This window comes from Hanstruepera ponticola, assembly GCF_012931685.1.
GTDB classification, from domain to species: domain Bacteria; phylum Bacteroidota; class Bacteroidia; order Flavobacteriales; family Flavobacteriaceae; genus Hanstruepera; species Hanstruepera ponticola.
This window is the reverse complement of the sequence record NZ_JABANC010000001.1, coordinates 1,108,109-1,122,732: the sequence shown is the minus strand read 5'-3', so window position 1 is coordinate 1,122,732 and position 14,624 is coordinate 1,108,109. Positions and strand designations below refer to the sequence as shown.

Genomic DNA, 14,624 nt, shown 5'->3' with positions numbered 1-14,624 from the left:
AATTATGAAAAATCTTTACGTTTTAGCTTTTACCCTAATTTCCTTAAGTGCATTAGCGCAAACTACTATTCAGTACCCACAAAGACTAGCTAATTATGACGCTATATTTTTTGATAGTGGTGGTCATTTTGATAATGGTGCAGACGAACTTGGTATGTGGGCTAATGGTGGTGGTGCAAAACAATCTGTTGCCTGGAGAAATTTTACCGAAAATGGATTGACTGATGGAACACCAAGTACTATGGCTGTTGGAGACAGTTTCACTATAACTGTAGCTGCAACGCAGGCTTTTGGTCAAATTGGCGTGGCGCTTTTATCCAACCCTACTTCAACTAGTGGTTGGGATGATAGGCAAAATAATTATGCTGTTCAAGTGAATTTAAATGGAAACGGAGGAGCCTATGACCCTTGGGAAGTAGTCTCTAATGCTGGAACAGTAAACAGCTCGTCAATAAATGGATCTACCAATTATAGTGATTTCAAATTTGAGTTTACACTTAATACTGAAACTACCATGTCTGTTTCTATCAATGATGGAGCCGAAGTATTTAATATCACTTTAAACAATATAAATATTACTGGGTATGCCATATATTTTGCCGATGATTGGAATGGATCAAGTAATGCCAATATTTATTGGAAACCTTCAACTGAATACACCTATGCTATGACATTAGGAGTAGATGGCCATCAAGGTCCTGAAACAGAAGTTATGGCATTATATCCTAATCCAACAAGTAATAATTTTCAATTTAATAGAAATACTACATCTGTTGAAATACTTGATATAACTGGAAAATCGGTAAAATCCTATAAAGGTACTTTTCCAAAAAATCAAGTTTTTGATATTTCATCATTGAAAAGTGGAATTTATATCATAAAAGCTCAAAATAACTCAGGAGGACATTTAACCACTAAACTTGTGAAAATCTGAGTCTAATTATTGATTAATAGCAGTTATTCAATAACAAAAAAAGCTTCTTGAAAACAAGAAGCTTTTTCTTTTAATTTAGTGGGCGGAGAAACTTACTTCGATAAGCTCTGTATAAACTTCTCGTCTCTCCTTTTGTGCCAACTGCGTTAACAAAAAAAGCCTTGGTTAAACCAAAGCTTTTGTTTATCGTGCGGGCGGAGAGACTTACTTCGACAAGCTCTGCATAAACTTCTCGTCTCTCCTCTATATAACTCTTAAATATTTTCCAATAAAAAAGCCTCGGCATATACCAAAGCTTTATCTTATATTGTGCGGGCGGAGAGACTCGAACTCTCACACCTCGCGGCACTAGATCCTAAGTCTAGCGTGTCTACCAATTCCACCACGCCCGCAATTAAGGACTGCAAATATAAACAATAGTTTGAATATTCAAATGCATCTAATAGGAAAAAGTTCTTACTGTTTTGTACTTTTGAAAAAATTGAAATCAAACTATGGATAACATACAAAAATACGTTGAAGCAAATAAAGATCGCTTTTTAAATGAATTGATTGAATTATTAAAGATACCTTCTGTTAGCGCAGATTCTGCCTTTAAAAATGATGTTTTAAAAACAGCTGATGCCGTTAAAATAAGCCTTGAAAAAGCAGGATGTGATACTGTTGAAATTTGCGAAACTGATGGTTATCCAATAGTTTATGGTGAAAAATTAATAGACAGTAACTTACCGACGGTATTAGTTTATGGTCACTATGATGTGCAACCTGCAGACCCTATTGAATTATGGGACTCGCCTCCTTATGAGCCAGTAATTAAAAAAACAGAATTACACCCAGAAGGTGCTATTTTTGCGCGTGGTGCTTGTGATGACAAAGGTCAAATGTATATGCATGTGAAAGCTTTGGAGTTTATGACTTCAACCAATCAGCTGCCATGTAATGTGAAGTTTATGATTGAAGGCGAAGAGGAAGTTGGTAGTGTCAACCTATCTACTTTTGTGAAGAACAATCATGACAAATTAAAAAATGATGTGATTCTAATTTCAGATACAGGCATGATTGCTAAAGATGTCCCAAGTATCACAACAGGATTGCGTGGCTTGAGTTATGTTGAAGTTGAAGTCACAGGTCCAAATCGTGATTTGCATTCTGGATTATATGGTGGAGCTGTAGCAAATCCGATTAATGTGTTAACAAAAATGATTGCTTCCCTTCATGACGAAAACAATCATATCACTATTCCAGGGTTTTATGATAAAGTAGAAGAATTATCTCAAGAAGAACGTGCCGAAATGGCCAAAGCACCTTTTTCTCTTGTAGACTATCAAAAAGCACTTGACATCGATTCAGTATATGGTGAAAAAGGCTATACAACTAACGAACGTAACTCCATAAGACCAACATTGGATGTGAACGGCATTTGGGGAGGCTACATAGGTGAAGGTGCTAAAACCGTTATTGCGAGTAAAGCTTATGCTAAAATATCCATGCGATTAGTACCACATCAAGATTGGGAAGAAATTACTGAACTGTTTAAATCTCATTTTGAGAGTATAGCACCCGATGGCGTAAAAGTAAAAGTGAAACCACACCATGGTGGACAAGGCTATGTTACGCCAATTGATAGTATTGGTTATCAAGCAGCTAGTAAAGCCTATGAGGAATCTTTTGGAAAAAAACCTATACCTCAACGAAGTGGTGGAAGTATTCCAATCGTAGCGCTTTTTGAACAAGAATTAAAAAGCAAAACCATTTTAATGGGCTTTGGTTTAGATAGTGATGCCATTCATTCACCAAATGAACATTATGGCATTTGGAATTACTTTAAAGGCATTGAAACCATTCCACTGTTCTACAAATATTTTACAGAACTTTCAAAATAAATTAGCGTATTCGATTTTAAATTGTCATTCCGAGCTTGTCGAGGAATCTCTTACAATAAGGGAATAATATTTTTTTACTCTACACTTGTAGAATACAAATTTTTATTCTATGTTTGTAGAACATATTCTAAACTTGTAGAGAAATGCAATTATCAAAATCAGAAGAAGAGTTAATGAACCACCTGTGGAAACTGGAAAAAGCATTTATGAAAGATTTACTCGATGCCTACCCGAACCCTAAACCAGCACCAACAACTATTGCAACTCTTATTAAGCGCATGACTGATAAAGGGTTTGTAGCATACAATACCTTCGGTAAATCTCGCGAATACTACCCGTTGGTAAAAAAGAAAGCCTATTTCTCAAAACACGTAAACGGACTCATCAAGGACTTTTTTAATGACAGTGCATCACAATTTGCATCATTCTTTACTAAAGAAACCAATTTATCTAAAGCGGAATTGGAAGACTTAAAAAAACTGATTGATAACGAAATTAAAAGCAGATAACCATGATACTATATATTTTAAAATCCAGTGCTTGCTTGGCTGTTTTTATGCTATTCTACAAACTATTTTTAGAAAAAGAAAGCTTCCATAAGTTCAAACGGTTCTATTTGTTGGGAACGTTAATTGCCTCGGTTATTATTCCGCTCATAACTTTTACAACTTACGTTGAAGTGGCTCCATTGGAAATGCCTGTTTACAATTCTGAAGTAGGAACACCGCCTTATGTTCCTGAACACATGTTTGAAGAACCTGTAAACTATTGGCCAAAGATTTTGTGGAGTATTTATATAATTGGTGCTTTGGTTTTTACTATACGGTTTGGAATAAACTTAACGAATATTGTTAAACGCATAAAACAAAACCCAAAATTTAAGAATCGTTCGGTTATTCACGTGCTATTAAACGATTTAGTACAGCCACATACCTTTTTAAACTATATCTTTTTTAATAAAACCAAATACGAAGCCCATGAAATTCCCAATGAGGTTTTGCTACATGAAGAAACCCATGCCAAAGAAAAGCACGCTTTAGACATCTTGTTTATTGAAATATTACAGATTATTTTTTGGTTTAATCTGCTACTCTATTTTATTAAAAAAGACATCAAGCTTAATCATGAATTTTTAGCTGACCAAGCTGTTATAAATCATGGCTTTGAAGTTAAGAGTTATCAAAATACCCTATTGGCATTCTCATCAAATTCCCAAGAACCACAATTGGCAAATGCCATAAATTATTCATCCACCCGCCTGACCAATGAACTTTTTTCAAGTCATTTCGGGCAGGTCAAAAAACGTTTTACAGTTATGAAAACACACACATCAAAACACATTATTTGGGTAAGAAGTTTAGTACTGCTGCCTTTATTAGCCATTCTAGTTTACAGTTTTAGCACAAACAAAATTGTTGAAAAAAGCATTGCTTCTAAACCTATTATTGAAAAGCAAACCAAACATCAAGAAATCAATCCTCATGAAAATATAAATATAACTATTTCTGAAAATGGAGAAATTTTTATCAATAATATCCAAGCAGATTTTGAAACATTTGAATCAACTATAAATTCGGTTAGTACAAAGTTATCCAATGAAGACAAAAACAAAATACTGGTCTCAATTACACTATTAGAAAAAAATACTGAGATGGGTGTTTTGACTGACATAAAGGAAACTTTACGAAATTTAGGGTATTCAAAATTTGAAATACACACACACCAAAAAGGCGCTTCTAAAGAACAAATTGCAGAGTATAACAAATTGGCTAAACACTATAACTCCCAAAAAGGGGAAAGCTATACTATAAAACTTTCTGACATGAAGCGTATTAAATATTTATACGATTTAATGACAGAAGAGCAGCGTAAATCTGCAGAACCCTTTCCAAATTTCCCACCGCCTCCACCACCTGCTCCAGCTCCAGAAAGTGTTAGTAAAAAAGAAAGAGCTGAATATGAAAGCATGGCTAAAAAAGCAAAAGCTGGCAAAGCGTATTCTTATAAATACAAAGACGATAATGGTAAAACAATAACTGTTCATGCTCCTGAAAGAGACGTGTCAACTCCACCACCTCCACCGCCTCCTGTACCAGCTGATGCCACGCCAGAACAAAAAAAACAATATAAAAAAGCACGTGAGGAATACTATAAAAAGTATAAAGTTGAAAATGGTAAGGTAAGTAAGCGAGAACCTTTACCTCCTGCACCACCAAAACCAATGTCTGTGGCGCAACCACCAAAAGCGCAACAACATTACTATGATTCTCTTGCCTCGTTTAAATATGAAGGAAAACTCATTAAAAGCACAAGAGATACACAAGAAATTGTAGAAGTCCCACCTGCTCCTCCAAAAAACGAAAACCCTTGGGGTATTACTACAACGGCAGTTGTACATTATTCAGACGACGAAAACTCCTCCAAGATACTGCCAATTCCTAGTGAGCACATGAAACAATTAGCAGAAAAAAATGCTGTCTTTTTCTATAATGATAAAAATATCAGTGGAAAGGAGGCTGTCAAGTTAACGCGTGAAAACCACAACTTGCATATTTTGGTCTCAAACACGAGCTCTAATCGTACAAGAGTAGATATTAGTGATAGAAAACCCAATATTGAAACGGTAGAAATTGTAGAAGTTCCGCCACCACCTCCACCCGCAAATTTCAATGCCCAATTAAATATTTTAGTCAATAAGGATGGTAGCTTGACACTAATAGATAATAAAAAGAACATTAAAGAAAATACAACAATATCAGATCTTAAAAATAGGCTAAAGAGTCTTTACAATAATGAGTTACGTTCAGGTTCGAATATTGACACACTTATTAAAACTGACAAAAAGGATTCTAGAGAAATTATTGCTGAAGTAGCAGATATCATTAATAGTCTTGATATATTTTTACCTCCACCTCCTCCAAAACCTGTATCAAAGAATTAATAATCCTTTCAAAATGTTAAAGCCTCGATAATTCGAGGCTTTTTTGTAACATTTCACCTTTTTTTACGTTCTAATATTTCATCAATCAAAACTTCATAAATCATGTTAAAACAATTCTTCATTATTTGTTCGGGTTCTGACACCGATATTTTAGATAACTGCTCCATAGGCGAACAAAACAAATATGCTGGCATAGGTGCTACCGTTTTCTTTACGGCAGTTATGGCATTTATTGCAGCCAGTTATGCACTTTACACCGTTTTTGACAATTATATTACAGCTATTGCATTCGGGTTTATCTGGGGTTTATTAATCTTTAATCTTGATCGGTTTATTGTATCAACTATTAAAAAACGCAATCATGTTTTAGACGAAATTATTCAGGCTTCACCTCGAATTATTTTAGCCATTATCATTGCAGTAGTAATTTCAAAACCCTTGGAATTAAAGATTTTTGAAAAGGAAATCAATCAGGTGCTACTAACCGAAAAAAACCAAATGACTTTAGATAACAAAACCGAATTAGCCAAACAATTCGATCCTGGTGTTGCTGCTTTAGAAAATGATATTCAATCCTTACAACAACAAATTGACACTAAAGAAGCTGAAGTTAACGCCCTTTATGATACTTACATTTCTGAAGCTGAAGGCACTGCAGGAACTAAACTTCTTGGCAAAGGACCTGTTTACAAAGAAAAACGCGAGAAGCATGATGCTGCTCTAGCTGAACTCAATCAATTAAAAGCAGACAATAAACAAAAAATACAAAATGCTGAAACCCAAATTGGTCAATTAAAAACAGATTATAATACGCAAGTTACAACTACGCAACCTGTAATAGATGGTTTTGATGGTTTAATGGCTCGAGTAAATGCATTAGGTAAATTACCTTGGTTACCATCTTTTTTTATTTTCCTTTTGTTTCTAGCTATTGAAACGTCTCCTATTTTTGCTAAATTATTATCTCCAAAAGGTGAGTATGATTATAAACTTGAAGACGCTGAAACGGCTGTCAAAACTTGGGTTGAACAAAAGGTCAATGAACGTGAGATTTTATTAAAAACCGATATGAGCGTTAACAATAAAATATATAATGACCTTGCCGAAGAAGATGAATTATATGCGTATAAACGTAAAAAAGCTAGAGAACTCATGCAATTACAAGCCGACGCTTTTTTTAAACATCAAAAGAACGCCCTTTAAGAATTAGTTAGTATTTTTATGGAAACCAATTAACCTGTTTCCAAATGAAATCTTTCTATTGTATTGTACTTCTATTCTTTTCAATAAGTGTCTTTTCTCAATCTGCTGATGAAATAGCAATTAGAAAAGTGATGCAAGAGCAGCAAGATGCTTGGAACAACTATGATATTGAAGGTTTTATGCAAGGTTACTGGAAATCAGATTCTTTGCAATTCTATAGTCGCGGTTACATTACCAAAGGTTGGCAACAAACTTTGGACAATTACAAGAAAAATTATACCTCTAAAGCACAAACAGGGCAATTAACTTTCAAATTAAATTCCATAGCACCCATAGAAAATGGTTCTTATTATATTATGGGACAATATCTCTTGAAACGTACTGTTGGTGACGCAAATGGCGAGTTTATCATCATCTTTAAGAAAATAGATGGTGAATGGAAAATTATAGCAGACATGTCTACCTAATTAAGCAGCATCATTTGTTTTAAAATGATCGAATAGATTTTGACATCCAGATCCAATAATTGACAATTGCTTGTGCTTTGACAATGATTCATTATGTAGTTTTGCCAAAGCCATAACACCGTATTTATCAATACTTTCTAGGCCTTCCAAACTAATTGTTATGGACTGTAAATTTTCAAAAGCATCATTAATTTCGTCTTGAAATCTTTGAACAGAATGCTTATCCAATATTCCTTTCACATTAAAAAAATTGTTGTAGTGTGTAATCTTCAAATTCATGAACACATGGTTTAATAGTTAATCAATAAAAAATGTGCTAATAATCAGTGAGGGAATGGTATAAATATACTGCTGAAAATGAAATTGTTATTATCTAATCGATATTCAGTAAAAGTTCTAGTTAATTGAAAAATTCATGTCTAAAAAATCGATGAAATACAAGAAGATAAATATTTACTAAAATTTTCTGTCCGGGTGAAATGCTTCAATTGAAATTGATGCTTTTTTATCCAATATTATTTCTGATACCAGTTTGCCTGTTGCTGTTCCCATACTCCAACCCATCATGGCATGACCTGTTGCAATAATTAAGTTTTTACATTTTAAAGATTTACCAATATAAGGTAGTCCATCTGGAGAAACAGGTCGTAATCCCGAGGTCGCTTCACCTTTTTCTTCATTTGAAATTTGAATATCTGGGTAATATTTTGTCACAGCATTGGCTATTGCTTCAACTCGAACCGCATTTATTTTACCATTTATACCTGCTATCTCCATAGTTCCTGCAAAACGTGTAAATCCATTCATAGGGGTTACGGCCACTTTAGCTTCTGCTAAAATTGCTGGTCGAGATACATGTGTACTCTTAAATGAGTTTATTCGATATCCTTTTCCTGCTTGTAACAACAAATTAATCCCCAATTTTTTACTCAATATATGACTCCATGAACCAGCTGCTAAAACTATTTCGTCTGCTTTTAGCTTGCGTCTATTCGTTTTTACAGATTGAATTTTAGTATTTATTATTTCCAAATCTTCAACGCGTTCATTTTGTGAAATTGTCACACCATGACTTATTAGCCAAGATTTCATTTCAGACATAAACTCGTGAGGTGTGGAATGGGAGTCACAGCCGTAATAGGTAGCACCTAGAGCATTTATATTAATATGAGGCTCTAACTCCTTTAATTCAGATAAGTTAATCTCTCGGGCATCTAAACCTTCCAATTGGGCAACCTCGGCTATTTTGACTTCCTCTTCAAGCATTTTTTCGGTTTGACAAAGCATTATCAAACCTTTTTTTTCCAAATGAAATGTAAAATGCTCATCTCGCTTAATTTCGTCATATAGAGATTGAGATAATAACGTGATCTGTTTTATGGCAGGTATCGATTTTTCAACATGCTTGATATTGCAAGATTTGTTGAATGCCAATACCCATTTCAAGAAATCTGAATTTAATCTAGGTTTCATATAAAAAGGACTAGATGCATCAAACATCCATTTCAAGCCTTTTTTCATGACACCCGGAGAGGCCAAGGGAATAAAATGACTGGGAGACAAGTATCCTGCATTAACATAAGAAGCCCCCGAATCCATATTAGATTGATCAACTACAGTAACCTCAAATCCTGCTTTATTCAAATAATAAGCTGAACATAAACCTATTATACCTCCACCAATTATAATACAGTTTTTCATTGAGATAATGTGTTAATTAAACAATGTGTTAATGATTTAATGTATTAATGATTTAATGACATGACAGATCAATAGTTTTTCAATTGGCACCAGCATTTTTTCTAGCTTTTGAAACAATCTTAAGAATCTCAAGAGCTTCTTCCATTAAAGGTTTTAATTCTTTATCTGAAACAAACTCCGTATCTCTAAACATTTCCAACCAAAATAATGTTTCATCGGCTTCTTCAACCACGATTGACATTTTAGAAAAAAACTCTTTTTGGGATCTTGAAATACAAGCTGCCCTATAATTTGCCGCTGTTGATGTGGCCGACCGAATTAATTGTCTTCCCATTACTCTACTAGTCTCACATTTGTCAAGATTCTTATAAAACAACACAATATCTACAGCTAATTTCTTGGTTCTATCCTTCAAATATTCAACAAACTCCGATTTATCCATATCGTTTAATCATTAATTATATCATCGCTTCATTATTTCATTCTATCATTGCTTCATTCTATCATTGCTTCATTGTTTCATTGTTTCATTGTTTCAATATCTCATTATTAAATAACTTGAAATCCTAATGCATAGGGATCATCTTCTGTATCTATTGTTATCGTGTTTTGTCCATAAATTTTTGCCCAACCTTTTATACTCGGAATAATGGCTTTTTTACCATCAATTTGAGTTTCTGATTCAACTTTTCCAACAAACTTACTCCCAATGAAACTCTCATGAACAAATTCTTCTCCAATATGTAATTTTCCTTTGGCATATAATTGAGCCATTCGTGCAGAAGTTCCGGTGCCACATGGACTTCTGTCAATAGCTTTATCACCGTAAAAAACAGCATTTCTTCCAGATGATGTCGAATCAATTGGAGTTCCTGTCCAGAGCACGTGTGTGACATCCTTTATAGTTTCATTTTCTGGGTGAATGAATACATTCGGATACTTTTCGTTGATTCGTTGTCTTAAAACTTGTGAGTACTGAATGATTTTTGAAGCTGTAAAATCTTGAACTCCCGAAAAATTTATTTGAGGATCTACAATGGCGTAATAATTTCCGCCATATGCTACGTCAAACGTAATTTTTCCCAATTCAGGGCAATCAATCTGAAGGTTTTCAGCAGCCAAATAACTTTTAACATTGATAAGCTTTACCCAATCGACCTTATTGTTTGTTTGTTGATATTCAATTTCCACCAACCCAGCTGGAGCTTCCATTCTAATTTTTCCTGGAATTTTTGGGGTAACTAAACCCTCTTCTATTGCAATAGTTATGGTTCCAATAGTACCATGACCACACATAGGCAAACATCCTGAAGTTTCAATAAATAAAATAGCAAAATCATTTTCTGGATGGTGAGGTGGAAACAAAATACTACCACTCATCATATCATGACCTCGAGGTTCAAACATGAGGCCTTTTCTAATCCAATCGAATTCTTTTAAAAAATGTTGACGTTTTTCACTCATCGTTTTACCAACAAGATTTGGTCCACCTTCTTTTATAACCCGCACTGGATTACCACAAGTATGCGCATCAATGCAAACGAAAGTTGACTTTGGCATAAATTAGAGCTTTTCAAGTGTTTGTTTGCCGTCAACTAACCTAGAAATACCTAAGGGGTTTTCGTTTTTTAATTCATCGGGCAATAATGTATTTGGCCAATCTTGATAGCTAAATGGGCGCACCCAACGTTTTATAGAATGTATTCCCACCGCAGTAAAACGACTATCTGTAGACGCAGGATATGGACCACCATGAGTCATTGAAGGACATACCTCAACACCAGTTGGTACACCATTATAAATAATACGCCCGACGCGATTTTGTAAAGCTGAAATTACTTGAGAATAATGAGATACCTCACCATTATCAGCAATTACAGTACCTGTTAACTGTCCTTCTAATTTTGAAACAATTTCTTCTAACTGTTCTGTATTATCACATTCAACAATTAAGGAATATGGTCCAAAAACCTCTTGATGTAAAGTTGGATTCTTTAAAAAAGTATCACCAGAAACATTGGTTAGTGTCTGTCGAGCAAAGTTATTTTTTACCTCATTTCGATATTCTGCAACAACCTGTAAATCATTTTGTTCTATGGCCTGACTTCTTCCGTTATGGAATGCTTGAGCTATATTAGGATGCAGCATACAAGACGGATCAATTTTTACAATTTCTTCAGATAATTTAACCATGAATTTAGTTAGGTGCTCTCCTTTAATTCCAAGAATGAGCCCAGGATTTGTACAAAATTGTCCTGTCCCTAATGTAATGGAGTTTGCATACGTTTTTGCTATACTTTCGTTTCTGTTTTTTAGGGCTTCTGGTAAAATTAGAACCGGATTAATACTACCCATTTCAGCAAAAACAGGAATAGGTTCATCACGCTGTGCCGCTAAATTATATAATGCTCTACCTCCTTTTATGCTGCCAGTAAATCCAACAGCCTTTACTTTTGGATGGTTTACAAGTTGCGTGCCCACTTCAATTCCCGAACTGTTTAAATTTGAAAATACGCCGTTTGGCATATTTGTTCTTTCAGCCGCTTTAATTATTGCCGAGGACACCAATTCACCTGTCCCGGCATGCATTGGATGCGATTTTACAATTACTGGACACCCAGATGCTAATGCTGCGGCAGTATCTCCTCCAGCCGTTGAATAAGCTAACGGGAAATTACTCGCTCCAAAAACCACAACTGGCCCCAAAGGAATAAGCATTTTACGAATATCTGATTTTGGTAAGGGCTCACGACTAGGTTGAGCTGTATCAATTGTTGCATCTACCCATGAACCCTCCGCAACTAAATCGGCAAACATGCGCAGTTGACCTACGGTTCGTCCTCGTTCACCTTTTGCTCTACCTTCTGGCAATCCTGTTTCCGAACAATAGGTTTGAATAAGAATATCGTCTAAAGCTAAAATTTCATCTGCAATAGCATTTAAAAATGCTGCTTTGCGTTTTCCATTTATTGTTCTATACGTTTTAAATGCCTTTGATGCCATTTCTACCGCTTCATCAATTTCTTCCGAAGTTGCTTCAATATAAACATATTCGTTTTCAAAATTCAACAAGGGGTTAAACGTATTATACGTTTTAGATCCCTTTGCTGATAGCTTATTTCCTATATAATTTTTTCCTGTTATCATTTCCTATTAATTCTTTCCTGATGCTGTTTTAAATCTACTGGCTTATGAATGATTTTTGTTGATACTGGATATTTATCCAATAATTCAACCGGTCTGATGGGTCGTTTTTCAAAACCGCCTCCACAATTTGGACAAACCCGTTGCAAAATAGTCTCGACACAGTTTTTACAAAAAGTGCATTCAAACGTACAAATCATTGCTTCTTGAGAATCAAAAGGCAATGACTTATTACAATGTTCACATGTTGGTCTAATTTCTAACATCTGTTTTTTCTGATGAGATACTGAAACAAGTTCAGCATGACATAACTCTATAAATTTTTATAATCTGGCAAGGTTGGCCTTGTACGCATGCTCTTGGCAATTACAGCTAAAACATGTTTACGCTCCTCACCATGTAAAATTAATCGAGGTGCTCTTACGTTTTCTGAACCTATTCCTGTTGCCACTTCAGCCAATTTTATATTCTGTACTAATTTAGGGTTTATATCTAACTCCAACAACGGCAAAAACCAGCGATAAATTTCCAATGCTTCTTGAATTCTACCTGCTTTTTGAAGTTCATAAATGGCAACCGTTTCCTTTGGGAATGCACAAACGAGACCGGCTATCCAGCCATCTGCACCCATTAGCAAACTTTCTAGCGCCAAGGTATCCACACCTGTCATAATTTTGAGTCGGTCACCAAATCGGTTTATAATTCGAGTAACATTGGAAATATCTCGTGTTGATTCTTTTACCGCTTCAATGTTATCACACTTCAACAATTCATCGAACATTTTTAATGTCACTTCAACTTTATAATCAACGGGATTATTATAAACCATAATTGGAAGTGATGTACTGTTTGCAACTGTTTTAAAATACTCTACCGTTTCACGATCGCCAGATTTGTAGCGCATTGGTGGCAACATCATTAAACCTTTGGCCCCATCATCTTCCGCTTTTTGAGCCGCAGCAATTGCAGCTTTTGTAGATTGCTCTGCAATATTTATTAAAACAGGCACGGTTTCTTTTACCAAATCTACAGTAAATTTGGTGAGTTCGCGCTTTTCTTCATCTAATAAAGTACTGGCTTCACCAAGTGTACCACCTAGAACAATACCGTGTACACCAGCCATTAATTGCGCTTTAATATTGACTTCAAACATATCAAAATCCAATTCATCATTATCTGTGAATTTAGTAGTTACTGCTGGCATAACGCCTTTCCATTGAATACTCATAATCTAATTTATTTACATCTGTAAAATTACTTTAGATTCCCAAATGCAATTAATAGGCATTTATCCGATTTAGATACTATATTATCCATGTATTTACATATCTTTATTTTTTTGAATATTATTTTATCAATATGAAGGTGCTTCCTTTTAAAATAACTAAACCTCAAAACGAAGCTTTTGTTTATCAAGTTGATAAGGAAATGGCCTTTTACGATAAACTACACCAACATGTAGAGATTCAAATTAGCTATATTGTTTCTGGTGAAGGGTCTTTAATAATTGGTGACACCATAAACCACTATCAAAGTGGAGACATAATGATTATTGACGGCAACTTACCTCATGTATTTAAAAGTGACTATCATGAAAAAGAATCACATATGCTATCCCTTTTTTTTACAAAAGATGCCTTTGGGTCATCATTTTTTCATCTACCCGAAATGCATGATTTAAAATCATTTTTTAAGCGTTGTAAACATGGTTTCAAGGTGACAAGTAAACAGAAAGCCATTAGAAAAGTATTTTTAAATATAGAGCATGAATCTAAACTCAATCAGTTTATAGGCTTGATGGAAATTTTAAAATTGGCCTCAAGTTGTAAGTATTCCAGTTTGTCTTCGTTTGTATATAACAGAGACTATTCAGACAACGAAGGTGAACGCATGCGAAATGTTATTGAGTACACCTTAAAGTATTATAAAACTTCTATTGATTTAAATACTATTTCTGAAGTGGCCAATATGACCAAAAATGCCTTTTGTAAATATTTTAAAAAACGAACCAACAAAACCTACATTCAGTTTTTAAACGACATTAGAATTGAACAGGCTACTAAGTTACTACAGACCAACAGTGATTTGTCCATTGCCGAAATTGCTGAACTTTCTGGTTTCAATAATATATCAAATTTTAACCGACAGTTTAAATCTATAAAAAACATGAGCCCTTCAAAAGTCAAAAAACTTCAAAACTAATGTCTACAAAAACTCAATATACATTAATGATACTTGCAGCAATTATCACAATATATGGTTTGATAACTGGCAAGTTTTTATTTTTACTTTTTATGATTCCGTTTGGGTTTTCATTTTTAAGAAAGAAAAATGATGAACCCGAAGAATAA

Annotated in this window: 15 protein-coding genes and 1 tRNA gene; 8 read left to right on the top strand and 8 right to left on the bottom strand. The window is 34.5% G+C overall.

The window, feature by feature from the left end; all coding sequences use genetic code 11:
• Positions 1 to 4 precede the first annotated feature (4 nt).
• Complete coding sequence (locus HGK31_RS05025) at positions 5 to 934, top strand: T9SS type A sorting domain-containing protein (RefSeq protein WP_191858741.1); 930 nt, start codon at positions 5 to 7, stop codon at positions 932 to 934.
• Positions 935 to 1,244: 310 nt separating this feature from the next.
• On the opposite strand, the gene HGK31_RS05020 is transcribed toward HGK31_RS05025, so the two are convergent.
• Positions 1,245 to 1,326 (bottom strand) — tRNA-Leu (locus HGK31_RS05020).
• Positions 1,327 to 1,428: 102 nt separating this feature from the next.
• On the opposite strand from HGK31_RS05020, the gene HGK31_RS05015 reads away from it, so the two are divergent.
• The 5 genes from HGK31_RS05015 to HGK31_RS04995 all read left to right on the top strand — a co-directional run bounded on the left by HGK31_RS05015 (position 1,429) and on the right by HGK31_RS04995 (position 7,428).
• A complete protein-coding gene (locus tag HGK31_RS05015) occupies positions 1,429 to 2,817 on the top strand; it encodes a dipeptidase (protein ID WP_191858740.1) in 1,389 nt (462 codons plus the stop codon).
• 143 nt (positions 2,818 to 2,960) lie between these two features.
• A complete protein-coding gene (locus HGK31_RS05010; RefSeq protein ID WP_191858739.1) occupies positions 2,961 to 3,326 on the top strand; it encodes a BlaI/MecI/CopY family transcriptional regulator in 366 nt (121 codons plus the stop codon).
• Between the two features lie 2 nt (positions 3,327 to 3,328).
• Complete coding sequence (locus HGK31_RS05005; protein ID WP_191858738.1) at positions 3,329 to 5,758, top strand: M56 family metallopeptidase; 2,430 nt, start codon at positions 3,329 to 3,331, stop codon at positions 5,756 to 5,758.
• 102 nt (positions 5,759 to 5,860) lie between these two features.
• A complete protein-coding gene (locus tag HGK31_RS05000) occupies positions 5,861 to 6,961 on the top strand; it encodes a DUF4407 domain-containing protein (RefSeq protein ID WP_191858737.1) in 1,101 nt (366 codons plus the stop codon).
• A gap of 44 nt (positions 6,962 to 7,005) precedes the next feature.
• Complete coding sequence (locus tag HGK31_RS04995; RefSeq protein WP_191858736.1) at positions 7,006 to 7,428, top strand: YybH family protein; 423 nt, start codon at positions 7,006 to 7,008, stop codon at positions 7,426 to 7,428.
• Here the strand turns inward: HGK31_RS04995 and HGK31_RS04990 are convergent, their stop codons facing one another.
• The 7 genes from HGK31_RS04990 to HGK31_RS04960 form a co-directional block, all read right to left on the bottom strand.
• Positions 7,429 to 7,707 carry an STAS domain-containing protein gene (locus tag HGK31_RS04990; RefSeq protein WP_191858735.1) on the bottom strand — a complete coding sequence of 93 codons (279 nt, stop codon included), beginning with the start codon at positions 7,705 to 7,707 and terminating at the stop codon, positions 7,429 to 7,431.
• A 177-nt stretch (positions 7,708 to 7,884) separates the two neighbouring features.
• On the bottom strand, positions 7,885 to 9,129 hold the full coding sequence (locus HGK31_RS04985) for an NAD(P)/FAD-dependent oxidoreductase (protein WP_191858734.1): 1,245 nt from the start codon (positions 9,127 to 9,129) through the stop codon (positions 7,885 to 7,887).
• A 79-nt stretch (positions 9,130 to 9,208) separates the two neighbouring features.
• Positions 9,209 to 9,571: a four helix bundle protein gene (locus HGK31_RS04980; RefSeq protein WP_191858733.1), complete on the bottom strand. Its 363-nt coding sequence runs from the start codon at positions 9,569 to 9,571 to the stop codon at positions 9,209 to 9,211.
• Positions 9,572 to 9,678: 107 nt separating this feature from the next.
• A complete protein-coding gene (locus HGK31_RS04975) occupies positions 9,679 to 10,689 on the bottom strand; it encodes a 4-hydroxyproline epimerase (protein WP_191858732.1) in 1,011 nt (336 codons plus the stop codon).
• Positions 10,690 to 10,692: 3 nt separating this feature from the next.
• Positions 10,693 to 12,276, bottom strand: coding sequence for an aldehyde dehydrogenase (NADP(+)) (locus HGK31_RS04970; protein WP_191858731.1), 1,584 nt, complete (start codon positions 12,274 to 12,276; stop codon positions 10,693 to 10,695).
• On the bottom strand, positions 12,273 to 12,539 hold the full coding sequence (locus HGK31_RS04965) for a DUF1272 domain-containing protein (protein WP_104735439.1): 267 nt from the start codon (positions 12,537 to 12,539) through the stop codon (positions 12,273 to 12,275). Before HGK31_RS04965 ends, HGK31_RS04970 begins: the two co-directional genes overlap by 4 nt.
• 47 nt (positions 12,540 to 12,586) lie before the next feature.
• Positions 12,587 to 13,501 (bottom strand): dihydrodipicolinate synthase family protein, encoded by a 915-nt coding sequence (locus HGK31_RS04960; RefSeq protein ID WP_191858730.1) that lies wholly within the window; start codon positions 13,499 to 13,501, stop codon positions 12,587 to 12,589.
• Between the two features lie 131 nt (positions 13,502 to 13,632).
• Between HGK31_RS04960 and HGK31_RS04955 the strand changes: the two genes are divergently transcribed.
• Both HGK31_RS04955 and HGK31_RS04950 read left to right on the top strand, forming a co-directional pair.
• The gene (locus HGK31_RS04955) at positions 13,633 to 14,475 is read left to right on the top strand and encodes an AraC family transcriptional regulator (RefSeq protein WP_104735437.1); all 843 of its coding nucleotides are present in this window, start codon (positions 13,633 to 13,635) and stop codon (positions 14,473 to 14,475) included.
• Entirely contained in the window at positions 14,475 to 14,624 is a 150-nt protein-coding gene (locus tag HGK31_RS04950; RefSeq protein ID WP_191858729.1) for a hypothetical protein, read from the top strand. Before HGK31_RS04955 ends, HGK31_RS04950 begins: the two co-directional genes overlap by 1 nt.

Bases quoted from the DNA above. Each gene is read 5' to 3' on its own strand.
- HGK31_RS05025 (WP_191858741.1), top strand. From the start codon at position 5: ATGAAAAATCTTTACGTTTTAGCTTTTACCCTAATTTCCTTAAGTGCA.
- HGK31_RS05015 (WP_191858740.1), top strand. From the start codon at position 1,429: ATGGATAACATACAAAAATACGTTGAAGCAAATAAAGATCGCTTTTTA.
- HGK31_RS05010 (WP_191858739.1), top strand. From the start codon at position 2,961: ATGCAATTATCAAAATCAGAAGAAGAGTTAATGAACCACCTGTGGAAA.
- HGK31_RS05005 (WP_191858738.1), top strand. From the start codon at position 3,329: ATGATACTATATATTTTAAAATCCAGTGCTTGCTTGGCTGTTTTTATG.
- HGK31_RS05000 (WP_191858737.1), top strand. From the start codon at position 5,861: ATGTTAAAACAATTCTTCATTATTTGTTCGGGTTCTGACACCGATATT.
- HGK31_RS04995 (WP_191858736.1), top strand. From the start codon at position 7,006: ATGAAATCTTTCTATTGTATTGTACTTCTATTCTTTTCAATAAGTGTC.
- HGK31_RS04990 (WP_191858735.1), bottom strand. From the start codon at position 7,707: ATGAATTTGAAGATTACACACTACAACAATTTTTTTAATGTGAAAGGA.
- HGK31_RS04985 (WP_191858734.1), bottom strand. From the start codon at position 9,129: ATGAAAAACTGTATTATAATTGGTGGAGGTATAATAGGTTTATGTTCA.
- HGK31_RS04980 (WP_191858733.1), bottom strand. From the start codon at position 9,571: ATGGATAAATCGGAGTTTGTTGAATATTTGAAGGATAGAACCAAGAAA.
- HGK31_RS04975 (WP_191858732.1), bottom strand. From the start codon at position 10,689: ATGCCAAAGTCAACTTTCGTTTGCATTGATGCGCATACTTGTGGTAAT.
- HGK31_RS04970 (WP_191858731.1), bottom strand. From the start codon at position 12,276: ATGATAACAGGAAAAAATTATATAGGAAATAAGCTATCAGCAAAGGGA.
- HGK31_RS04965 (WP_104735439.1), bottom strand. From the start codon at position 12,539: ATGTTAGAAATTAGACCAACATGTGAACATTGTAATAAGTCATTGCCT.
- HGK31_RS04960 (WP_191858730.1), bottom strand. From the start codon at position 13,501: ATGAGTATTCAATGGAAAGGCGTTATGCCAGCAGTAACTACTAAATTC.
- HGK31_RS04955 (WP_104735437.1), top strand. From the start codon at position 13,633: ATGAAGGTGCTTCCTTTTAAAATAACTAAACCTCAAAACGAAGCTTTT.
- HGK31_RS04950 (WP_191858729.1), top strand. From the start codon at position 14,475: ATGTCTACAAAAACTCAATATACATTAATGATACTTGCAGCAATTATC.